The organism is Sphingomonas daechungensis, from assembly GCF_014489495.1.
GTDB classification, from domain to species: Bacteria; Pseudomonadota; Alphaproteobacteria; order Sphingomonadales; family Sphingomonadaceae; genus Sphingomicrobium; species Sphingomicrobium daechungense.
Genome location: NZ_CP060780.1, coordinates 2,443,306 through 2,463,310, shown reverse-complemented (window position 1 = coordinate 2,463,310; position 20,005 = coordinate 2,443,306). Strand labels below are relative to the sequence as shown.

The 20,005-nt window shown below is 63.6% G+C and carries 26 protein-coding genes, 1 other RNA gene and 4 pseudogenes; 17 read left to right on the top strand and 14 right to left on the bottom strand.

Annotation, left to right across the window (positions count from 1 at the left end; all coding sequences use genetic code 11):
- Positions 1-67 precede the first annotated feature (67 nt).
- The 3 genes and pseudogenes from H9L15_RS13340 (at position 68) to H9L15_RS13330 (ending at position 2,470) form a co-directional block, all read left to right on the top strand.
- A complete protein-coding gene (locus tag H9L15_RS13340; protein WP_187714398.1) occupies positions 68-835 on the top strand; it encodes a class I SAM-dependent methyltransferase in 768 nt (255 codons plus the stop codon).
- Positions 832-2,129: pseudogene (locus H9L15_RS13335) on the top strand (dicarboxylate/amino acid:cation symporter). The gene H9L15_RS13340 and the pseudogene H9L15_RS13335 overlap by 4 nt, the downstream one beginning before the upstream one ends.
- Before the next feature lie 200 nt (positions 2,130-2,329).
- The gene (locus tag H9L15_RS13330) at positions 2,330-2,470 is read left to right on the top strand and encodes a hypothetical protein (protein WP_187714397.1); all 141 of its coding nucleotides are present in this window, start codon (positions 2,330-2,332) and stop codon (positions 2,468-2,470) included.
- Between the two features lie 75 nt (positions 2,471-2,545).
- Here H9L15_RS13330 and H9L15_RS19880 read toward each other — a convergent pair whose 3' ends face one another.
- From H9L15_RS19880 to H9L15_RS13315, 4 genes are read right to left on the bottom strand one after another with little or no spacing between them, the layout of a single operon-like run.
- Positions 2,546-2,785: a LytTR family DNA-binding domain-containing protein gene (locus H9L15_RS19880; RefSeq protein ID WP_317617534.1), complete on the bottom strand. Its 240-nt coding sequence runs from the start codon at positions 2,783-2,785 to the stop codon at positions 2,546-2,548.
- Positions 2,752-3,297 carry a LytR/AlgR family response regulator transcription factor gene (locus H9L15_RS13325; RefSeq protein WP_317617533.1) on the bottom strand — a complete coding sequence of 182 codons (546 nt, stop codon included), beginning with the start codon at positions 3,295-3,297 and terminating at the stop codon, positions 2,752-2,754. Before H9L15_RS13325 ends, H9L15_RS19880 begins: the two co-directional genes overlap by 34 nt.
- A complete protein-coding gene (locus H9L15_RS13320) occupies positions 3,290-3,559 on the bottom strand; it encodes a LytS family sensor histidine kinase (RefSeq protein WP_187714396.1) in 270 nt (89 codons plus the stop codon). Before H9L15_RS13320 ends, H9L15_RS13325 begins: the two co-directional genes overlap by 8 nt.
- Positions 3,529-4,515 carry a sensor histidine kinase gene (locus tag H9L15_RS13315; RefSeq protein WP_187714395.1) on the bottom strand — a complete coding sequence of 329 codons (987 nt, stop codon included), beginning with the start codon at positions 4,513-4,515 and terminating at the stop codon, positions 3,529-3,531. Before H9L15_RS13315 ends, H9L15_RS13320 begins: the two co-directional genes overlap by 31 nt.
- Before the next feature lie 170 nt (positions 4,516-4,685).
- On the opposite strand from H9L15_RS13315, the gene H9L15_RS13310 reads away from it, so the two are divergent.
- Complete coding sequence (locus H9L15_RS13310) at positions 4,686-4,910, top strand: hypothetical protein (protein WP_187715957.1); 225 nt, start codon at positions 4,686-4,688, stop codon at positions 4,908-4,910.
- 195 nt (positions 4,911-5,105) lie between these two features.
- Positions 5,106-5,657 carry a hypothetical protein gene (locus tag H9L15_RS13305; RefSeq protein WP_395622438.1) on the top strand — a complete coding sequence of 184 codons (552 nt, stop codon included), beginning with the start codon at positions 5,106-5,108 and terminating at the stop codon, positions 5,655-5,657.
- Positions 5,658-5,667: 10 nt separating this feature from the next.
- Here the strand turns inward: H9L15_RS13305 and H9L15_RS13300 are convergent, their stop codons facing one another.
- Positions 5,668-6,144: a 5' nucleotidase, NT5C type gene (locus tag H9L15_RS13300; RefSeq protein ID WP_223276272.1), complete on the bottom strand. Its 477-nt coding sequence runs from the start codon at positions 6,142-6,144 to the stop codon at positions 5,668-5,670.
- Positions 6,144-6,518: a hypothetical protein gene (locus tag H9L15_RS13295; RefSeq protein WP_187714394.1), complete on the bottom strand. Its 375-nt coding sequence runs from the start codon at positions 6,516-6,518 to the stop codon at positions 6,144-6,146. The genes H9L15_RS13300 and H9L15_RS13295 overlap by 1 nt, the downstream gene beginning before the upstream one ends.
- Before the next feature lie 34 nt (positions 6,519-6,552).
- Between H9L15_RS13295 and H9L15_RS20515 the strand changes: the two genes are divergently transcribed.
- Positions 6,553-6,717, top strand: a complete 165-nt coding sequence (locus tag H9L15_RS20515; protein ID WP_398286977.1) for a hypothetical protein — start codon at positions 6,553-6,555, stop codon at positions 6,715-6,717.
- A 163-nt stretch (positions 6,718-6,880) separates the two neighbouring features.
- Here the strand turns inward: H9L15_RS20515 and H9L15_RS20510 are convergent.
- The 4 genes and pseudogenes from H9L15_RS20510 to H9L15_RS13285 form a co-directional block, all read right to left on the bottom strand.
- A pseudogene (locus tag H9L15_RS20510) lies at positions 6,881-7,006 on the bottom strand (glutamate ligase domain-containing protein); the annotation flags it as partial.
- A 35-nt stretch (positions 7,007-7,041) separates the two neighbouring features.
- Complete coding sequence (locus H9L15_RS20505) at positions 7,042-7,938, bottom strand: Mur ligase family protein (protein WP_398286242.1); 897 nt, start codon at positions 7,936-7,938, stop codon at positions 7,042-7,044.
- 27 nt (positions 7,939-7,965) lie between these two features.
- Positions 7,966-8,262, bottom strand: a pseudogene (locus tag H9L15_RS18005) (amidohydrolase family protein); the annotation flags it as partial.
- 26 nt (positions 8,263-8,288) lie between these two features.
- A complete protein-coding gene (locus H9L15_RS13285) occupies positions 8,289-9,674 on the bottom strand; it encodes an N-acyl-D-amino-acid deacylase family protein (protein WP_223276271.1) in 1,386 nt (461 codons plus the stop codon).
- Between the two features lie 690 nt (positions 9,675-10,364).
- Here H9L15_RS13285 and H9L15_RS18000 point away from each other — a divergent pair.
- From H9L15_RS18000 to H9L15_RS13275, 3 genes are all read left to right on the top strand, one after another.
- Complete coding sequence (locus H9L15_RS18000; RefSeq protein WP_223276270.1) at positions 10,365-10,769, top strand: LD-carboxypeptidase; 405 nt, start codon at positions 10,365-10,367, stop codon at positions 10,767-10,769.
- Positions 10,760-11,167 carry a S66 peptidase family protein gene (locus H9L15_RS17995; protein ID WP_223276268.1) on the top strand — a complete coding sequence of 136 codons (408 nt, stop codon included), beginning with the start codon at positions 10,760-10,762 and terminating at the stop codon, positions 11,165-11,167. The genes H9L15_RS18000 and H9L15_RS17995 overlap by 10 nt, the downstream gene beginning before the upstream one ends.
- Positions 11,168-11,250: 83 nt before the next feature.
- Entirely contained in the window at positions 11,251-11,523 is a 273-nt protein-coding gene (locus tag H9L15_RS13275; RefSeq protein ID WP_187714393.1) for an SWIB/MDM2 domain-containing protein, read from the top strand.
- Here the strand turns inward: H9L15_RS13275 and H9L15_RS13270 are convergent.
- Positions 11,415-12,371, bottom strand: a complete 957-nt coding sequence (locus H9L15_RS13270; protein ID WP_223276267.1) for an NUDIX domain-containing protein — start codon at positions 12,369-12,371, stop codon at positions 11,415-11,417. The two genes, H9L15_RS13275 and H9L15_RS13270, sit on opposite strands and share 109 nt — an antisense overlap.
- An 85-nt stretch (positions 12,372-12,456) precedes the next feature.
- Complete coding sequence (locus H9L15_RS13265) at positions 12,457-12,738, bottom strand: hypothetical protein (protein WP_187714392.1); 282 nt, start codon at positions 12,736-12,738, stop codon at positions 12,457-12,459.
- 60 nt (positions 12,739-12,798) lie between these two features.
- Here H9L15_RS13265 and ssrA point away from each other — a divergent pair.
- From ssrA to H9L15_RS13245, 4 genes are all read left to right on the top strand, one after another.
- Positions 12,799-13,153: a transfer-messenger RNA gene (ssrA, locus tag H9L15_RS13260) on the top strand.
- Positions 13,154-13,312: 159 nt separating this feature from the next.
- On the top strand, positions 13,313-14,014 hold the full coding sequence (locus tag H9L15_RS13255) for a hypothetical protein (protein ID WP_187714391.1): 702 nt from the start codon (positions 13,313-13,315) through the stop codon (positions 14,012-14,014).
- Entirely contained in the window at positions 14,011-14,187 is a 177-nt protein-coding gene (locus tag H9L15_RS13250) for a hypothetical protein (protein WP_187714390.1), read from the top strand. The genes H9L15_RS13255 and H9L15_RS13250 overlap by 4 nt, the downstream gene beginning before the upstream one ends.
- A 77-nt stretch (positions 14,188-14,264) precedes the next feature.
- The gene (locus H9L15_RS13245; RefSeq protein WP_187714389.1) at positions 14,265-16,298 is read left to right on the top strand and encodes an amidohydrolase family protein; all 2,034 of its coding nucleotides are present in this window, start codon (positions 14,265-14,267) and stop codon (positions 16,296-16,298) included.
- Here the strand turns inward: H9L15_RS13245 and H9L15_RS13240 are convergent, their stop codons facing one another.
- A complete protein-coding gene (locus tag H9L15_RS13240) occupies positions 16,299-16,700 on the bottom strand; it encodes a hypothetical protein (protein ID WP_187714388.1) in 402 nt (133 codons plus the stop codon). It abuts the gene before it with no gap.
- 53 nt (positions 16,701-16,753) lie between these two features.
- Positions 16,754-17,176, bottom strand: a complete 423-nt coding sequence (mscL, locus tag H9L15_RS13235; protein WP_187714387.1) for a large conductance mechanosensitive channel protein MscL — start codon at positions 17,174-17,176, stop codon at positions 16,754-16,756.
- Between the two features lie 140 nt (positions 17,177-17,316).
- Here mscL and H9L15_RS13230 point away from each other — a divergent pair, with 140 nt between their 5' ends.
- The 4 genes and pseudogenes from H9L15_RS13230 to H9L15_RS13215 all read left to right on the top strand — a co-directional run bounded on the left by H9L15_RS13230 (position 17,317) and on the right by H9L15_RS13215 (position 19,995).
- The gene (locus H9L15_RS13230; RefSeq protein WP_187714386.1) at positions 17,317-17,913 is read left to right on the top strand and encodes a LemA family protein; all 597 of its coding nucleotides are present in this window, start codon (positions 17,317-17,319) and stop codon (positions 17,911-17,913) included.
- 34 nt (positions 17,914-17,947) lie between these two features.
- The gene (locus H9L15_RS13225) at positions 17,948-18,823 is read left to right on the top strand and encodes a TPM domain-containing protein (RefSeq protein WP_223276265.1); all 876 of its coding nucleotides are present in this window, start codon (positions 17,948-17,950) and stop codon (positions 18,821-18,823) included.
- Complete coding sequence (locus H9L15_RS13220) at positions 18,807-19,484, top strand: TPM domain-containing protein (protein ID WP_187714385.1); 678 nt, start codon at positions 18,807-18,809, stop codon at positions 19,482-19,484. Before H9L15_RS13225 ends, H9L15_RS13220 begins: the two co-directional genes overlap by 17 nt.
- Positions 19,481-19,995 (top strand): annotated as a pseudogene (locus tag H9L15_RS13215) (NUDIX hydrolase). The gene H9L15_RS13220 and the pseudogene H9L15_RS13215 overlap by 4 nt, the downstream one beginning before the upstream one ends.
- Positions 19,996-20,005 lie beyond the last annotated feature (10 nt).

Sequence of the window (20,005 nt, the reverse complement as noted above, 5' to 3'; positions counted from 1 at the left end):
GAAGAGTGATTGTTGGCCGCCGCGAAGGCCAGATAGCCGGACGGCACATCAACAAGGGGGAATCCCAATGCGAACCATAAAATTGCTCGGCCTTTCGCTGGCTCTGGCGAGTGGGTCGACGCTGGCCACGATCGCGGTCGCGAAGCCGGCCGATGTGGCGGCCGCCGTCGCCGCGACCTCCAGCCGCAGCGAAGACAATGTGAAGCTCGACGAATCCCGCAAGCCTGCCGAGGTGCTCAAGTTCCTCGGGCTGCAAAGCGGGATGCAGGCAATCGACCTGTTCGGCGGCAATCGATACTGGGCCGAAATCATGGCGCCCGCCGTCGGCAAGGCCGGGCACGTGACGGTGTGGGAGCCCAACCAGTTCTACGGCAAGGAGACGCAGGAGAAGTTCGCCGCGTTCCAGGCGAAGACGCCGAACACGCACATGATCGTGCAGCCGTTCGAGGCAATCTCCCTGCCGGCCAAGTCCTACGACTTTGCGATGATCAACCTCAATTATCACGACGTCTATTGGGAGAGCGCAAAGTACGGCGTCGTCCGCATGGATCCCGACGTCTTCGTGAAGACGCTCTATGAAGCGATGAAGCCGGGCGGCATCGTCGGCGTCATCGACCACGTCGGTAATCCGGGCGACACCCGCGAGACGGTCGAGAAGTATCACCGGATCGATCCGGCGGTGGTCAAGGCGGATTTCGAAAAAGCCGGCTTCAAGCTGGAGGCGGAAAGCGACTTGCTTCGCAACCCCGCGGACGACCATAGCCTGCTGGTCTTCGACGCGAAGATCCGCGGCAAGACCGACCGTTTCGTCTACAAGTTCCGGAAGCCTAAATGACCACAGCCGATCGGGCCGAAGAGGCCGCCGCCAAGCCAATTCGTGGAGGGCGGCCTTATCTCGTCCTGATCGCCTTGATCCTCGGGCTCATCGCCGGGGTCATCGCCCAACGCACTGGCGACGGCCTCCGCGAGCCTGCACTTCAGGCCACCAGCCTGATCGGCCGCCTGTGGCTCAACGCGCTGAAGATGACGGTCATTCCGCTCGTCGTCGCGCTTCTGATCACAGGCGTCGCGGCGGGGGCCGAGGCGGCGCGCGCAGGAAAGATCGCGGCCCGATCGGTGCTGTGGATCGTCATCCTCTGCACGGCATCCGCGATCTTCGGAGCAGTAGCGGTGACGCTTCTGACGGGCGCGGTCCCGCTTCCGGAAGCGCAGGCCCAGGCGATGCAGGCCGGCCTTGCCGGGCTCGATCAGTCGGTGGCCTCGGGACCGATGCCCGCCGCGATCGACTTCTTCAAAGGCGTCATCCCCGGCAATGTCATCTCGGCCGCCGCCAATGGAGACGTGCTTCCGCTCGTGGTGTTCGCTCTGCTGTTCGCACTGGCGGTTGCACGAATCGACGTCACCCGCCGGCGCTCTATCGTCGAGCTGTTCCAGGGGATCGCGGATGCGCTGCTGATCATCATCGGCTGGGTGCTGCTGATCGCGCCGCTCGGTGTCTTCGCGCTCGCATTCAGCGTCGGTGCGAGCGCTGGCGGCGCTGCGTTTGCCGGGCTCGGGCATTACATTCTCGTCATCTCCGCAATTGGCGTGCTGGTTACTCTGTGGGCCTATCCGATTGCCTTGATCTGGGGCCGGATTGGTCTTGCCACATTCAGTAAAGGGCTCATCGCACCGCAGAGCGTCGCCATTTCCACGCGATCTTCGCTTGCCTCGCTGCCGGCGATGCTCGGGCTGCAAAGGTGCTCGGCGTCCGGGAGCAGGTTGCGGACGTCACGTTGCCGCTGGCGGTCGCTTTGTTCCGCGCAACGGGACCGGCGATGAACACCGCAGTCGCATTCTACGTCGCGCATTGGCTTGGGTATGAGCCGACCATGGCGCAGATGATCGCTGCGACGGCGGTCGGCGCGGTGATGAGCTACGGCGCCGTTAGCCTGCCCGGCGAAGTCAGCTTCATCAGCTCGATCGCGCCCATTGCCATGGCTTTGGGTGTGCCGATCGCGCCCCTCGCATTGCTGGTGGCGGTGGAGATGGTGCCGGACATCTTCCGCACGCTCGGCAACGTCACGCTGGACGTCGCCGTGACCACCGTTGTGAACAAGAGCACGGAGTCCGTTTCAAGCGAGGACTAGATCGGGCGTTCGTCGAACTGCCGCCAGACGAACGGCCTTCGTCGACACATGTAAACGGTCGCAGACGGCCACGCGGCATTGGTCGAGCCGCACGGGACGCACGTGAACCTTCGTCGTAGCGGGATCGTGCGACGCGGCGGTTCGATCACCCCTCGACTTCCCCGATAGGCCGCCGCGCCGCAAATCAAGGGAGCGAGACGATGAAACTGTTGATGATTATCGCAGCCGCCGTCGCCTCGGCCGGTCTAGTGCTGCCGACGGTGACCCAGGGGCAAGCGGGCGAGGTTGGAAAGCAGGTGGCTTCGGCCGCGGCTGTCGCAACGCCCACGCTGCGCGCCTAGCCCGCCCAGCGAAATTCAGATTGCAGAAGTCCGGTTGCGGCGCCTCTCCTCAGGCGCGGCAGCCGGGCAAATGCTTTAGCGCCGGGCGATCGTACGGACCTTGTCGGTGTAGAGGCGGCCCACCGGCTGTTCCGTCCCGTCGCTGAGGCGAGCGATCCAGCGACCGGAGGGATTGCGCGAGAAGCCGGCGATGAAGTCCTTTCGAACGATCGCCGAGCGATGGAGGCGCACGAACAGTTCGGGATCGAGGCCCTCCTCGAGCGCATTCATCGAATGATGGATCAGCCAGCTGCGCCGGCCGACGTGGAGGCGCATGTAATCGCGCTCGGCCGAGACGCGGTCGACGTCCGCGAGGCGATGCGAACGAGGCCTGAAAGATCCGATGCCCAGAACTCTTCCAGGTAAGGCGATGTCGATGCCGGCTTCGCTGCGGGCGCTTTTTCGCGCCGTCGGAGATGGTCGCGGGCGCGCTTCAGGGCGCGGTTGAGCCGGTCGGGCGTGACCGGCTTCATCAGATAGTCGACGGCTTCGACCTCGAACGCGGCCACTGCGAACTGATCGAAGGCGGTGATGAAGATCACGACGGCCGAAGGTTTCTTCGCGGCGAGCGCTCGGGCGACCTCGATTCCGTCGAGGCCCGGCATCTCGATGTCGAGCAGCAGGAGATCGGGGTTCAGCGCTTCGGCCATGCGAACGGCGCTTTCGCCGTCGCTCGCGGTGCCGATCAGGTCGACTTCCGGGCACTGCGCCAACAGCAGCTGGAGCCTCTCGGCAGCCAGCGGTTCATCATCGGCAATCAGAAGCCTCAGCGGCTGCTCTTCATCCATCCGAGCGATCCAGCGGCAGTGTCAGGAAGACACGATAACCACCGTCGGCGGTTGGGCCAAACTCACATTTCGCGGACGAACCGAAGCGCGCTTCGAGGCGCTGGCAGACATTGGTCAGGCCGACGCCGGTGCCGTCCGGCTTGCCGTTGCGGCTCCTCGAATTGGCTTCCGCGCCGCTGTTCTGCACTTCGATGGTGAAACGGCCCGGCCCGGCCTCGGCCGCGCGGATCGTCAGCGTGACCGTGTCGCGGGTGCCGGACACTCCATATTTGATCGCATTCTCGACAAGCGGCTGGAGCAGGAGGCCGGGACCCGCGCGCTGCGGAGCTCCTGGGGAATATCGATCTCGACTTTCAGCCGGCGCGGGAAGCGGACTTTCTCGATGTCGAGGTACAGGCGTTGCAGCTCGATTTCCTCAGCGAGGGTCACGTCCGCCGATGCATCCAGCGACAGGCTGGACCGGAAGAACGTCGAAAGCTTGAGGATCATGTTCTCCGCTTCCTCGGGCCGGCCGCTCATGACCAGCGAGGAAAGCGAGTTCAGCGTGTTGAACAGGAAGTGCGGGTTGATCTGGTAGCGGAGGGCCCGGACCTGGGCGGCCTGGGCGGCGCTTTCCGCCTCGACTGCGCGCCGCTGGGCGGTGAGCGCTTCGGCCTGCGCCTTGGTCGCGAGATAAAAGGCGCTCCACGCCGCGAAGAAGAACAGCCAGACGACGGCGGTGTCGGCAGCGTAACGGACGCGCTTGTAGGCATCGAGCTGCCCCATTCGCGGCCAGGTGACGACCAGCGGCTCCTGCGCACGACGCTCGACGGTCAGCGTATGGCCCTTCTCGATGATGACGAAGCCTTCGCGCGATTGGTAACGGAAGACTTCCTTGGGCTCGCGCATCAGGTCTTCGATGGCGATGAAGGCGCCGGCCATGCCGATCGAGGCGAGCGCGGACGCGATGCCGGCGACGATTGCCTTGCGCCTGATGTTCGAAGTGCCCGCGAAGGTGGCGATCAGGACGTAGATCAGGCCAGTCAGCAAAATGCCGATGCCGATGATGATCAGCTTGTTGAACAGGACGGTAAAGGCGTCGGTGCCCATCAGGGCCCGGGCGGCGACGGTCAAGGCGTAGACGAACCAGAAGCCGAGGATCGACTTCAGCGCCAGCGGCCAGTCCGAAAATCGGCCCTGCTCGATGTCGTCGGCGGGGCTGGGCGAGAATGCTTGCATTTGGCTGTTAGTAATCACGCAATTCGCACCGTCGCAATTGCCGCCTGGCCTTTGGCAGAAGCGTCGCGGCGGCTCGTCGAAGCTGAACGCCAGATAAACGGGGCGAGTGCAGGAACGCAGCCACGCATTGCTCGTTCAGCCTTCGAAACGATTCGCCGAAGGACATCCATATGAACGACCAGGCCAGGGACGAGAAATCCAAGGTTCCGCCGCCAGTGATCTCCAACCCACCGGGCAAGGATCTCGAGGACAAATTGAAGGAAAATCCAGGCTGCGAGCAAGCCAAGGTCGATGTCGGAAGCGACGAATCGATGGACGCATCCGATCCGCCCTCCGCGGCCCAGCCGGGCAGCGACGAACCGGTGCCGTCTTCCGGATTTCCCGACAAAAATTAGGCTCTGACGGGGACTTATCCCCAATTCAGTTGCCCGGAATCAACAGCGGCATCGTTTTGCGACGAGTCGTTAAAGTTTAACGTTGCTGTCATGCCCACCGTCTGATTCAATCTGAATGGGGTGGGATAAGTGGTTAAGCAAACCGCAACTACTGCGGCCGCATCATCCTGCCGGTGGGACTAAGGAGTCGGGGTGATGATCACGCGGACCAGCCAGCCAGCAAACGGCGCGTTGCTGATCTCTGAGATGAAGGAGTTCGCAAGCTTCCCTAAGGCGACGCAGCGCTACATTCGCCGCTCGCTGGATGTGGCTTACGGCCGTCGCGATGCGATCGAATGCTGGGCCCGAGATGAAGGCGAAGCCGCCTCGATCCGCGCACAATCCCGAATTTACAAGCAGCTCGACCATCTTCGCATGCAGGTGCCCGACGACAGCGGCCTCGACATGATCGAGCCGTTCATGGGCATGCTGATCACGCTCGCCGCGTTCGATCTCGGCCAGGACCGCCTGCCGAACTTCGCGGCATTCCGCTTTCTCTACGAGCGGCTGGTGGGTGCTTCGGCCCGTCCGTGGCTGCCGGCCTCGTTCTGTTCGGCTGCGGCGCTGCCGCACCTGCATCCGGACCGTCGCCGGACCCTGCTCCAGTCGATCAGCGAGAGCGCTGCGACGGCGCCGGGCTGGTCGAACCGGGAGCCGGTGTTCTGGCCGGAGTGGGTCGAAAAGGTGGACCTGCAACAGGCCGCCTAGGCGTCCGCTTTCACTGACGGATAGATGTCCGCGAGCGCGCGAAGCGTGTCTTCCGCATTCTTGTGATGAATGAACACGCCCCGGCATGCTCCCATAAGTGCCGGTGGTTCTGACGGTCATCGACCAGGACGTCGCCACGCTCCATATGGAGATGCTTCTTGCGGGCGAGCGTCGTGATGATCGGCACGCCTGGAAAATGCTTCTTCGCCCAGCGTTCCTTCTGCGGCGCGGCCCAGGTTCCTAGCGGCACCCCGGTCAGGATCGTCGGCTTGAGGTGCTTCACGGCCTGAAACAGATCTTGGGCGTCCGGCATTTGCTTGAGGTCGCCGTAGAAATTGCCGTGGCGGGCCAGTCGCTTCCAGAACTCACCGCGGCCATGGCGTGCTTCGAACTGCGTCGGGCTCATTCCCAGCAGCAGCTTCGCGCCGGCGTCGAAGTCCGCGAGCACCCCGTCGCAATCCAGGAAAAGATGAGGCTGCTTCGCCATTAGATTCGCGCCGGCCGAAGATGGATCGCGATCGGGTGATCCAGCTCCTTCCAGCCACGCTCCTTCAGGACGTCGTTACTCTCGCGAGCGCGCCGCCCTTCCGCCAGCGACCATGTGATGTGATAGGTCGATCCGTCTGCGCGATCGGTGCTGCCGTCGATGGTCACCACCATGGCCTCGACGCCTTTTCCGTCGTCCGTCCTCCCGACGATCTGCGCGGTCACTTCCGGCGGGATCGACTCGTGCTCCGCTTCCGTCCGCACTGTCACGTGATGCGCGACTGCGTTTTCGAATTTGGGCGGGAACTGTCGCAACAGCTTCTTGCGGTCGTCTTCCGCAAGGAGCCATCCGGTGACGCTGCCGGGTTTGGCCATGCCTGCCCGACGCCAAACCGGCTCAGGAGTTCCGTTGGGCGAGACGCTCGACGAGAAGCACGGCGAATTCGCTGAGGGAATCGTCGCGCGCGCCCATGATGACGATGCGGTCGCCGTCGCGCGCCTCGGCCAGCAGCGCTTCGCCGATCGCGGCACGATCCGCGATATGTTCCGCCTGGCCGCCCGATCGCGGACCTGATCGGCCAGCCAATCCGATCCCCGCGTGCGTTCGACCGTGCCGCCTTGATAGACGGGGTCGGGAGATAGAGGCGGTCGTCGGGCGCGAGACCCTTGGCGAAACTGTCGGCAAGCTCCTCGCCCATTTTGGTCAGCGGCCCATAACCGTGCGGCTGGAACATGATCAGCAACCGGCCGGGCTGCGCACGCAGGGTCGCAAGCGATGCGTCGATCTTGTCGGGGTTGTGCGCGAAGTCATCAATGACCGTGACTCCACCAGCCGTCCCGACGTTTTCCAGCCGGCGCTTCAACCCCTCGAAGCGGCCGAGTGCCGCTGCGGAATCCGCTAGCGCAACGCCGAGCGCTCGCGTCGCGGCAATTGCAGCGAGGGCATTCGACGCGTTGTGGCGGCCGGGACATTGAGCTGGACGTCGTGAGTCTCGTCGCCGGCGATCACGGTGAAGGTGCTTCCGCCCGGCAGCAGCTCCAAATTCTTGCCCATGAATTCGGCGCCTGGGGCGTCGAAGCCGTAGCCGATGCGCTGGTCGGCCGGGATGGCGTCGGCGATGGCGCGCGTCTCGGGGTCGTCGAGGTTCACGATAGCGCGGCGGGCGCGCAGCAGGAATGACGCGAACAGGGACCGCAGCTCGTCCATTTCCTTGTGGTCGAGGCTGATGTTGGTCAGCACCGCGACTTCCGGCCTGTAGAGCGCGATGGAGCCGTCGCTTTCGTCGACCTCGCTGACGAACAATTCCGGATCGCCGACAAGTGCGCTGGCAAAGGGTGCGGATGGAGTGACGAAGTTCTTCATCACCGCGCCGTTCATCACCGTCGGCTGGCGGTGCGTGGCGTTGAGGATCCAGCCGATCATGCCCGTCACCGTCGACTTGCCGCTGGTGCCGCCCACAGCGACGCTCCGCTGTGCGTCATTGAGCAACTGGGCGAGGAATTGCGGGCGGGTGAGATGGTCCAGGCCAAGCTCGCGGGCGCGGACGACGTCGGGCACCGTTTCCTCGACGGCCGCAGACGTCACCAGGGTCATTCCCGGCGCGAGCCCGGACCCGTCCTGAGGAAACAGGCCGATGCCGAGCGAGCGGAGATAAGCGAACTTGTTGGCAACGCGGCCGGCGTCGAGCGAGCGATCTGAGCCGGCGACCTTTGCGCCGGTTGCGCGGACGATCGACGCCAGCGGAAGCATGCCGCTGCCGCCGATGCCGCAGAAGAAGACGTTGGATTCAGTCATTGCCACACGGCCCTATTGGGCGGACGCTTATTTGCAAGCGCCTCCGTCCGCCCAGCCGGTCCAGCCCGGCCCGCGCACGAAACGGCCCGGCTTTGCGCCGGTGTGCTGCCCGTTCTTCAGAACCTGCGTGCCGTTCACGAAAACGTCGCGGACTCCGGTCGACAGCTGCTGCGGCTTTTCGAACGTCGCATGGTCCTGGATCCTGGCGGGGTCGAAGATGACGACGTCGGCATAATAGCCATCGCGCAATACTCCACGACCCTTGATGCCGATGTTGGTCGCCGGGAGGGAGGTCATGCGCCGGATCATGTCGGCCAGCGGTGCGGTCTTCTGGTCGCGGGCATAGGTTCCTAGCGCGCGCGTGAAGTTGCCGTAGGCGCGGGGTGGGTGCTCGACTTGAGGAAGACGCCTTCAGGCGCCTGGGACTCGGCGTCGGAGCCGAAGCTCATCCACGGCAATGCCGTCTCGCGGCGAACATTGTCCTCGTTCATCAGGAAATAGACGGTGCCTACGCGGCTGCCGTCCTCGATGACGAGGTCCATTGCGGTCTCTTCAGGGCTCTTGCCGCGCATCTTCGCGACCTCGGCGAGGGTCTTTCCCGTCAGCGGCTTGAGCTTCGGGTTCTTGAAGCTGACGAGCAGCACCTTCTCGGGACCTCCGGCAAGCAGCACGAGATTCTCCCAATCGGCCTTGGGATCCTTCATCTCCGCGATGACTTTCGCCCGCGTTGCCGGGTCCTTCAGCCGCGCAATCCATTGTTCCAGCCCACCTGCCTGGACCCAGACCGGCATGGCCGCGTCGAGGCCTGTCGCACCGGCCGGATAGGTGTACATGTCGGCGGTGATCCGCAGGCCCTCGGCACGGGCCTTTTCGACGCGCGCGATCGCCTCGTCGAGCTTGGGCCAATTCTCCGCCCCGGCCTGCTTGAAGTGGTAGATTTCGGCGGGCGCGCCCGACTTGCGCGAAATCTCGATCAGCTCGTCGATCGCTTCGAGCAGCTTGTAGCCCTCGTTGCGCATGTGGCTGATGTACATTCCGCCGCACTTGCCGGCTTCCTCGGTGATCGCGATCAGCTCGGGCGTCTCGGCGAAATAGGCCGGCATGTAGATCAGCGACGAGCCGACCCCGAGTGCGCCTTCCTTCATCGCTTCGCGGACAAGCGCGCGCATGCGGGCCAACTGCTCCGGCGTCGGGTCAACATCACCTTCGCCAAGTTCGTGCATGCGGACCGTGGTCGCGCCGATGAAGGAGGCGACGTTGGGCGTGATCCCCTTCCTGGTGAGGTAGGTCAGATACTCGCCGAGCGTCGTCCACTCGATCGGATATTTGATGTCGCCTTGCCGCGCCACGGCGAGCTTCTTCATCTTCGGGTTGAGCGGACCCATGGAATCGCCCTCGCCAAAGACTTCGAGCGTAACGCCCTGCGTTGTGTCGCTGAGGCCGCGGCCATCCTGGATCAGGCTTTCCACCGCCCAGCTCAGCATGTTGATGAAGCCGGGCGAGACGGCCATGCCGGTGGCGTCGATGGTCTTCGTTGCCGCGCCGGGCGCCTGCGGCCCGACGTAGACGATCTTGTCACCCTTGATCGCAACGTCACCGGTGAACGGCGTCCCGCCCATGCCGTCGTAGATCGTGCCGTTGTCGATCAGCAAATCGTAGTCGGAGGGCGCTTGCGCCAGCGCCGACGACGACAGCAGGCCGGTGACGGCCAATGCGAACGCAATTCTTGTCTTCATGAGGTCCCCCTGTCGGACCCAAAGCTGCACCAACTTGGCCCACGACGCCACCGCCAAGATGTGGGCGGCATTGGAGGCTAATGGCAGCTTTCGAACTCAACCTGCCATTAGGCGGCAGGGGGCAATTCTTTAGCGGGAACGCGCCCCGATCATTTGGCACCTTTACCAGCATCCACGTTTGTTGAAGGCGATGAACCGTTCGTTTTGCAAAGAGACGCCCTTCAGTAGTGTCGCGACTAAACCCCAAAGCCACTTGGTTTGGACCTAGGCCGACGTTCCCACCTCCCACTCCGATGTCGCCGCGACGCACAAAAACGTTGATTATTGGAAAGGATCGCTCGACCTCGGGCGCCAGGCTGTTCCCCATTGCCCGTAGTTCCTCGTTCGTTTCGGCGCTGCGGTCTCCGAATTCCATTTCCTCGTCGCGGGCGATTTGCCGAAGCACACGCTTAAGTTCGTCTGCTCCTGCTGATTCCGTGAGACAGAACTGGACTTGAAGGAAGGGTCTTTCGCCGGGGCGACAACTCGCCATCGCCGCCACAGTCAGAACGACCAGTACGCTCTTTCGGCGGCTACTCATCGAGCCAGCCTACCACAGAATGTCCGTTCTCCGCCCAAAGTCGCCATTTGCAGGTGTCGACGGCGTCCCACCCATTGCGGAGGCTCGCGGTCTCACCCTAAGCAGCGGGGATGAAGATTGCCGTCGTTGCTCCGAGCTGCACGCTGTCGCGCGAGGCCGCGGAGCGACTTGAAGCGCTGGTTGCCAAGCGCGGCGACTGCGAGCTTGCCATCCATCCGCAATGCTTCCTGTCGGACGGGCATTTCGCGGGGACCGACGACCAGCGTCTGTCGGCGCTGATCGAGGTGATGAAGGATCCGGAGTTCGGCGCGGTCTGGTTCGCGCGCGGCGGCTACGGATCGAACCGGATCGCGGAGGCCGCGCTCAAGCATCTCCCCGATGCGGCGCGTTCGAAACTGTACATGGGCTACAGCGACGCGGGATTTCTCCACGCGGGATTTCACAAGGCCGGACTGAACGTAGCCTGGGGGCCGATGCCGCAGGACCTGATGCGCGAGGGGGTGAAGTGGCGGTAAGCCGGGCGCTCGACTGGATCGTCAATCGCGACCCGTCAGCGCTGGAGCCCGACCTCCAGTCTCCAGCGATGGCATTCAATCTGACCGTGCTCGCGGCCCTGCTCGGCACGGTGCTCGAACCGGACTTCACAGGCGTCGATTTGCTTATCGAGGATGTGAGCGAGCATCACTATCGCATTGACCGCACGATGTTCCATGTGACGGGCAGCGCGAACATCCGGAAGGTGGCGCGTCTGCGGCTCGGGAGAGTGGGGGATATCCCCGACAACGACCCCGATTTCGGGCGTGACGAAGTCGCGATCGTGCATGAGTGGTGCAAGCGATCCGGAGTGCCATTCGGAGGGCGCGCGGACATCGGTCACGACGTCCTGAACCGAGTCGTTCCGTTCCGACTGTAAAATCGCCGAGTTTCCCTCTGAAAACGCATTGCCAAGAGCGACTCTTTCCGCTCTATCAATCAGAGAACAACAGGAGGGCCGTTATGGCAGAAAAATCAGGGTCGGGGCGGAAAGCAGGCGGCGGACTGGCGAGGCCGGTTCAGCCTTCAGCGGATCTCGCTGCAATCACCGGTAGCGATCCGCTTCCGCGCAGCCAGGTTGTCTCGAAGGTGTGGGATCACATTCGCAAGAACAACCTGCAAAACCCTCAGAACAAGCGGGAAATCGTCGCTGACGACAAGCTTCGCAAGGTCTTTGGCAAGGACCGCGTGACGATGTTCGAAATGAATAAGCACCTTTCGAACCACCTGAAGTAGAAGCGTCGCCCTTGAGGCGAACAGGGGACTCGCAGGCGACTGTGGGTCCCCTTTTTATTGTGACGAGCACGCGACTCGGAAGAGATCGCAGCGACCGTCCGGCCGCTAGCCGCGCCAGAGACCCTCGAGCTTTTCCCGCGTGACCGGGAATCCGATGCCCTCGGGGATCGTGATGAACCTTTCCCGTCGATTTCTTCGACCCACGGGCTGATCGGTTCGATGGCGTGCGATCCGGCGTCGGCGACGATCTCGTCGAAGCTGGAATGCTGCGCTAGCCGCTCAAGCGTACGACGGGTCGGAAAGATCAGCTGAATTTCACCGCGGCTGTCGCGGTCCAGGGCATTGGCGGCGGTGGTCCAGTGCGCGCCCGCGCATTCGTGCTCCAGCACGTTGGGCTGCCAGTCGCCGTCCGGTGCGCGCGCAACATAAAACAAGGTGTCGAAGCGCCGGGTGGCATGGAAGCGGGGCACCCACCTGGCGAGTGGCGTCAGGGCATCTAGGGACAGGTTCAGACCGTGCTCCCCGGTGAGATCCTCGAGTGCCCGGCCGGCGAGCAATTCGCGCTGCAAACCGGCCGAGAGATCGCTGGAAGGAACCGGTGTAAGTCCTACCGGAATCGCGGTTTCTTCGAGGGCCTCGCGGACTGCGGCGATCCTGGCGGCGCCATCAAAGGCGAAACGGTCACCGAGCGTGCGGTCCGCTTCGTCGATGCGCCCGCCGGGGAAGACCCAGGCACCGCCGGCGAAGGCCATCCCCGCGGCGCGCTCCACCATCAGGATCTCGGGCACTTGCTCGCCGTTCTCGCGAACGATGATCACGGTCGCGGCGGGTATGGCGTCATCGCTCATCACCAAGCGACCTAGGCGTGCGCGGAGCAAAGAAAAAGGCCGCCGCCCGCAGGGACGACGGCCTCAGCCATTCCATCGTGGGCGATTACATGCCCTGAACGTCGTCCTCGACCTTCGACGGGCTGGTCAGGTTGCCGTCCACCGTCTCAGGGACCGTTGCGTTGGCCGCATTCTCGGCATCGAGCTGCTGCTGCTGGTTGCCGAGCGCTTCCATCTCCGCATTGGCGGCATTGGCGGCGAGATCGTTGAGCGCGTTCGCCTCGACATTCGCGGCCTCGGCTTCGTTCAGCGTGTCCGAGTCCTTGCTGCCGCACGCGGCGAGAGCCAGCGACGCGGTCCCAACAAGCAGAAAACCAAGCTTCTTCATCGACTTACCCCAAAGGCGTTCTGTATCGGGTCACGCATAGCAACGCTGCAAAACCCATGCAAACTTGTCCCGAGGTTCCGAAATCCCTATCTTGGTCCCTGCCGGGGCAACCCGGCTATGTCGGTAGACTGTCGCGTGGAATAGACACTTCGGACCCGGGGGCAGTACCCCGGCGCCTCCACCACCAGCCGCCAACCGGGCGAAATCCGGCGGTTGCTGACGGGGGCGAAATAGGATCGACGAGTGTAATAAAGACGCGGTTGCCGATCGGTATGGATGCCACCGTGACGGCTCATTCACACAAGTGCCAACGATAACGAGGCGCTCGCAATTGCTGCGTAACTGACGGCCTAACGGTCTAAGTTACAAAGACAAAAGCGCGGTCGGACCCCACCGGGCAACAGAAGGGGATTCCAGCGGTACGGGGAGCACCGGGCAACAGAAGCTCCCCACTTTCCTTTCCGTCATTGCGAGGAGCCGCAGGCGACGCGGCAATGCAGCCAACGTCTGGATTGCTTCGCCACGCTCGCAATGACGAGAATGGTTGGCTAGCGTCCTTGCAAGGGGGTACGCCATGCACACTTGGGGAAAGCGCATTTTCGCAGTGGCCGCGCCGCTACTGCTGACCGGCTGCCTTTGGGGCCCGGGCAAATTCGCGTCCGACCTGACGCTGAAGAAGGACGGCAATTTCATCCTTGATTACAAGGGCGAGATCGTCCTCCAGACCCCGCCGGATGCGGAGGCCAAGGTCGAGCCGTGGAAAAACGAATTTCTGCGCTGCCACAAGGACGGGAGCACGCGGGTGCTAACCTCGGTTCAGGGGTCCATGCAGGTCACGGAAGAGCCGCCTCCGGGCGAAGATTCAGTGCGCCCCTGCACTGCGGCCGAGCTTGCCAAGGCTAAGGGCGAATACGAAAAGCAATCGGCCGAGCGCGTGAAATCCAAGCGCGAAGACGCCGAGAACATGGCGAAGATGTTCGGCCTTCCAGGGTTCGACGACGAGTCCGCCAGAGCCTTCGCAACCAAGCTCGGCAAATATGCCGGATATCGCTCCGTCACCTATCGCGGAAAGGGCGTCTATGACGTCGACTATCATTTCGAAGGGCGCGCGACGCAGGACTTCGTCTTCCCCGCTCTGCCCGACAATGACGTAATCATTCCCTTCATCGCGATCCGGCGACGCGCCGACGGTTCTGTGTTCGTCAACGCGCCTGCTTTCACTGGTGGGGCAGGGCCGCTCGGGCTCGCGCCGGCGCCGCCGCCGCGAGCCAGATGAAGGACGGTCCGGTGTCCAGGGCGCAGGGCCGCTTTACCATCGTCACCGACGGTGAGATTGCGACCAACAACAGCGAGGACGGCACGTCGCCGCACGCGCTCGGCAAGCAGGTCCATTGGGAAGTCGGCCCCGGGTCGAGCAAGATCCCGGAGGCGCTCGTCCGTCTGCAGTAAGCCGCGTTCGTCGAACGCGATTTGCCTCGGCCCGTTTGCGCCTTACGGTGCGCCCCCTTCGAACTAGGGGGTTCACCGTGCGCCATACGATTCTTTCCGCTTTGCTGGTCGCGTCCGCGCCAGCCGCCATTGCCGCTCCGACGCCAAAGGATCAGCTGCTCGTGCCGCCAAAGGACGCTGCGCACTACGTGGTGATTTCCTCGGCCGGCAAGCATGGCGACGAATATGCGTGGAAACTCCCCGATGGGCGGATGGCGTTTCGGCAGTCGATTCTGCTGCGCGGACTGATTTTCGAGACAGACGAAACCTTCCGCTTCGGTTCGGACAACATGCCGAGCGAGATCGTCATCCGCGGCGTGACGCCAAGTGGCGACGCGGCGGAAAACTATGCCGTGAGCGGCGGGCAGGCAGCCTGGACCAGCCCGGTCGACAAGGGCAGCGCGCCCTATACGAGTGCCGCTTATTATCTTCCGCAAGGCGGGACGTTCCTGTCCTTCGCGCCGCAGATCGACCGCATCCTCGCGGCTGGCGAAGCTGGCCTGCCGCTCCTGCCCTCGGGCAAGGCGACGCTGACCAAGATTTCCGAGCTTGAGGTCGAGGGGCCGCAGGGAAAGAGGAAGGTTGAGCTCCAGCTTCTGCGCGGCACGACTCAGACCCCGACGCCAGTATGGACGTCCGACGGCAAGTTCTTCGGAGCGCTCGTCGGCTTGACGCTTCTGCCGGAAGGCTATGAGGCCAACATGGACAGGATGCAGGCGGCGCAGGATGCGGCGATCGCCGGTCTGGCCCCGGCAACAGCAGCGAAGTTCCTGACCGCCGACGCCAAGCGGCCCGTGCTGTTCAAGAATGTGCAGGTCTATGACTCGCTCGGCGAGACGTTCGTGGCCAACCAGAACGTCCTGACTTCCGGCGGCAAGATCGTCAGCGTCGGCGCGGTTCCGGCGTCCTTGCCCGCGGGAACGCGCGTGATCGACGGTGCGGGGAAGACCTTAGTTCCCGGCCTGTGGGACAGCCACATGCACGTTTCGGACGACTTCACGGCGGTTAGCGAGCTCGCGCTCGGCGTGACGTCCTGCCGCAATCCCGGTGGGCCGCTGGAGCTTCAGGTGTCGCAGCGCGAACGGCGGTCGAACGGCAAGCTGCTGGCGCCCGAATGCTTCGATTCCGTCATTGTCGACCAGAAAGGGCCGCTCGCCGCGCAGGGAAGCATGGCGGTTGGCAGCCTCGAAGAGACTCTCGCGGCCGTCCGGAAGATTCACGACGCCGGCCTGACCGGCGTGAAGTTCTACACATCGATGAATCCGGCCTGGATCCCTCCCGCTGCGAAGCTGGCCCATGAGCTGGGGCTTCACGTCCACGGCCACATCCCCGCCGGAATGCGGACGCTGGATGCGATCAACGCCGGCTATGACGAAATCACCCACATTTACTTCGGAACGATGCAGGCGATGCCGGACGCAATCGTCGCGAAGTCGAACACGACCGCGCGGATGACCGGGCCGGGCCAGTACTTCAAGGACGTCGACCTCGATGCCGAGCCGATGAAGACGGTGATCAAGACCATGGCAGAGAAGAAGATTGCGCTCGACCCGACCCTGGTGGTCGTCGAAGGCGTGCTGCTTGCCAATGCGGGGCAGATCCAGCCGGCGTATACCGCATATGTCGGAACGCTGCCGGCAGCGACCGAGCGCGGCTTCAAGTCGGGGCCCATCCCCTATCCGGAGGGCATGACTCGCGCCGATGCCGAGGCAAGCGTCAAGAAAATGGGGGTCTACGTGAACAGGCTCCGCGCGGCCGGGGCGCCGATCGTCGCCGGCACCGACGGCTACGGCATGGAGCTGGTGCGAGAGCTCGAACTCTATGTCGACGGCGGCATGACGCCGGGACAGGCGCTTGCGACCGCGACCATCAACGCGGCCCGGAATGTGAAAGCTGACAACCGCACTGGTTCGATCACCGTCGGCAAGGAAGCCGATCTGGTACTCGTCGATGGCGATCCGTCGGAGCGCATCGGCGACCTACGTCACGTTAATCAGGTGATGAGCGACGGTGTCCTGATGGATGCCGACGCGTTGCGAGCGGAGGCGGGCTTCAACGGCCGTCCAAAATAGTCACACGTATTTCTGGTTGAGTTCGGGCGCGATGTTGCGCCCGGTCTCGCTCAATGCCTGGTCGATGATTACGGCTGCGACGACACGTCCTTCGCAGCCGTCGATCACCTGCAAGGCTGGCGCCGGAAGACGGTCGACCGCGTCGCGCGTGACCTCAGACATCAGCTGGAGGCTTTCGCCTTCGCCATGCTCGATGGTCCATTGCATGAGGTCGCCAAAACTCGACGTGTGGGTCCGCCCGTAGAGCTGCAGCAGGATCCAGTCGAAGAGCATTCGTAGCTCGGTTTCCTGGAGGATGCCGTCGAGGCCGGGGCATGCCGCAATCAGACGCAACCGGGCTATGCGCGGGAAGTGAGTGCGGATTCCCGCGACCGCTGCCCCTGCTTTTGCTTGCGGCTCCATGACGCGAGCAGCACCACGAAGACGCCCGCAAAGATGACTAACCAGAACAAAGCCTAGCGCTTTTTCAGCTCGTCCCGAATCTCCGTGAGCAGGTCGACCTCCGTCGGGCCGGCAGGCGCGTCCTCGGCCTTCTTCATCACTTTGTTCGCGGTTCGAACAAGCAGGAAGATGATGAAGGCGAGGATGACGAAGTTGATGACGACCGTGACAAACTCGCCCCAGCCCAAGACTGGGATCCCCGCTTTCTTGAGCGCGGCGTAATCGGTCACCGAGCCGCCGTAGTCCGCCGGGATCTGGCCGAGCACGATGAAATGGCTGGAAAAGTCGAGCCCGCCGAAGATCGCGCCGACGATCGGCATGATGATGTCGCCCGTCAGGCTGGTGGCGATCGTTCCGAATGCAGCTCCGATGATGACGGCTACGGCGAGGTCGAGCACGTTGCCGCGTGCGATGAAGTCCCGGAATTCGCTGAACATGGAGGTTCTCCTTTCGCTTCGCGGAGTGGAGCCTAGCGCAGATGTGGACGTTTGGAAGTCAGCAGTTCACGTGTGTTGCTATTGTAAAACAGCTTGCCGCCCTCTACTTAGCGCGCCGGTTGCTCTTCAGGGGAAACGTCATGACCGCACTGCGTCGATTTGGTCTTCTCGCTCCACTTGCCGCTCTCAGCCTTGCCGGGTGCGGGCTCAACAGCGTTCCGACTGCAGAGGAGAACGTAAATGCGAAGTGGGGCGACCTGCAGGCGGATTATCAGCGGCGCGCGGACCTGATCCCGAACCTGGTCGAGACCGTCAAGGGATACGCTCAACAGGAGAAATCGGTGCTGGTCGAGGTGACCAACGCCCGCGCCAATGCCGGCCGCGTCCAGCTCAGCGCGGACGACCTTAGCGACCCTGCCAAGGTGCAGGCGTTCAACGAGGCTCAGAACCGGCTGACGCAGGCGATCATCCCGCTGCAGCGGTTGCAGGAAGCCTATCCCGACCTGAAGTCCAACACGAACTTCCTCGCGCTGCAGGATCAGCTGGAAGGCACGGAGAACCGCATCAACGCGTCGCGCCGCGACTATAACGAGGCGGTGCAGGCCTATAATACCCGCATCCGCACGTTCCCGGACGCGATCGGCGCCAAGATCTTTTATGGCGCCAAGCCGAAGGTGCCGTTTCAGGCGGCGGCAGGCGCGGAAGCTGCGCCATCGGTGAACTTCAACGCGAGCTGATCCACTGACCCGTCATCGCGAGGAGCGTAGCGACGTGGCGATCCAGCGGAAGCTTCTGGATTGCTTCGCTGCGCTCGCAATGACGGTGTTAGTATTGTGGGCAGCGCCAGCTTCGGCGCAGAACTTTCCGAAGCTGACCGGCCGCGTGGTCGACCAGGCAGAGCTGCTTCGTCCGGAGCAGGAACTCGACATCTCGAGCAAGTCGCAGACGCTCGAAGCACAGACCGGGCGGCAGTTCGTGGTCGCGACGGTGAAGAGCCTCGATGGCTTGCCGATCGAGGACTACGCTTACCAGCTCGGCCGCAGGTGGGGCATTGGCCAGGCCAAGGAGGATGACGGTGTCATCCTCCTCGTCGCACCGAATGAGCGGAAGGTGTGGATCACCACCGGCTATGGCGCGGGAGGGTTCCTGACCGACGCGATGTCCGGCGTGATCGTTCGCGAGAAGATCCTTCCGGAATTCAAGAAGAACCCGCCGGACTATGGCGCGGGAATAACCGCGGGGCGGACGCCATCATCAAGCAGATGGAGCTTCCGGCCGACCAGGCGCAGGCCAACATCGACAAGGCCGCCAGCAGGAGAGTCAGCGGCGGAGCGGCGGCGCGGGTTTCATCCCGGTCATTTTTATCGTCGTCATTTTCTTCGTGATCATCGGTTCGCTTTCGCGCGGCATGAGCGGACGGCGCTATCGCCGCCGCCGTGGCGGAATCGATCCCTGATTGTGCTGTGGGGCCTCAATGAGCTCAGCCGCGGGTCGCGCAATCGTGGCGGCTGGGCGGCGGCGGTGGCTGGGGCGGTGGAGGCGGCTTTGGCGGCGGCGGCGGGTTCGGCGGAGGCGGGGGCTTCTCCGGTGGCGGAGGCGGCTTTGGCGGCGGCGGCGCAGGGGGAAGCTGGTGATGCTGCAACTTAGCGAAGAGGATCATTCGCGGGTCAGCGCGGCGATTGCCGCGGCGGAGGCGAAGAGCGATGGCGAGATCATCGCGGCCGCGACGCCGCTCAGCGATTCCTATCATGATGTCGCGTTGCACTGGGCGGTGCTGGCGTTGATCGCAGTGCTCGCTTGGGCGGCGATCTGGCCGTGGGGACTCGAATGGTGGCTCGACGTCTTCCTCGGGTCGTGGCGGCCGGAATCGACGCTTCGCGAGCTGCTGACATTCCTGATGATCCTGGCGGTGCTGAAGTTCACCGCGGTCCTTCTCATCCTTAAGTACATGCCGCTGCGACTGGCGTTGACGCCTGGAGCGACCAAGACCCGGCGGGTGCGGCGTCGGGCGATTTCGGTGTTCAAGGCGGGCGCCGAGCGCCGGACCGTCGGCCGCACCGGCATCCTCATCTATCTTTCGATGGGCGAGCGGCGCGCCGAGATTGTCGCCGACGAAGCTATCCTCAAGGTCACGACGCCGGAGACTTGGGGCGAGGCGATGGCTGCTCTTCTCGAAGGCGTGAAGGCTGGAAGGCCCGCGGACGGGATCGTGGCGGCCATCGAGCGGGTCGGTGCGGTGCTTGCCGAGCACTTCCCGCGTTCCGCCACCGATACCAACGAGATTCCGGACAAGCTCATCGAACTATGACAGCGGACGCCGACGCTCCATTGGAAGTGAAGTGGGAAGGGAAGTTCGTCCGCACCCTGAAGCGCGGCCGCTGGGAATATGTCTCGCGGACGCGGGGGGTAACGGCAGTCGTCATCCTCGCCGAGACCGAGGGCAAGGTTGTCCTGATAGACCAGTATCGCGTACCGGTCGGCAATCGCTGCCTCGAGCTACCGGCTGGCCTCGTCGGCGACGAGGACCCCAATGCGACCGTCGAGGGCACGGCCGTCAAGGAACTCGAGGAAGAGACGGGTTACACCGCAGATCAAATCGAGGTGCTCGGCGAATTCCAGTCCTCGCCGGGAATGCTGACCGAGAGCTTCACTTTGGTTCGCGCGACCGGTCTCCGCAAAGTCGGCGAGGGCGGGGCACGGACCATGAGGACATCAACGTCCATCTGGTCGCCCGCGAAGATATAGCCGCATTCGTCGCAGCACGACGGGCCGAGGGCATGGCCGTCGACGTCAAGCTGCTGAACTTCATGCAGTTCTGAACGTCAGCGA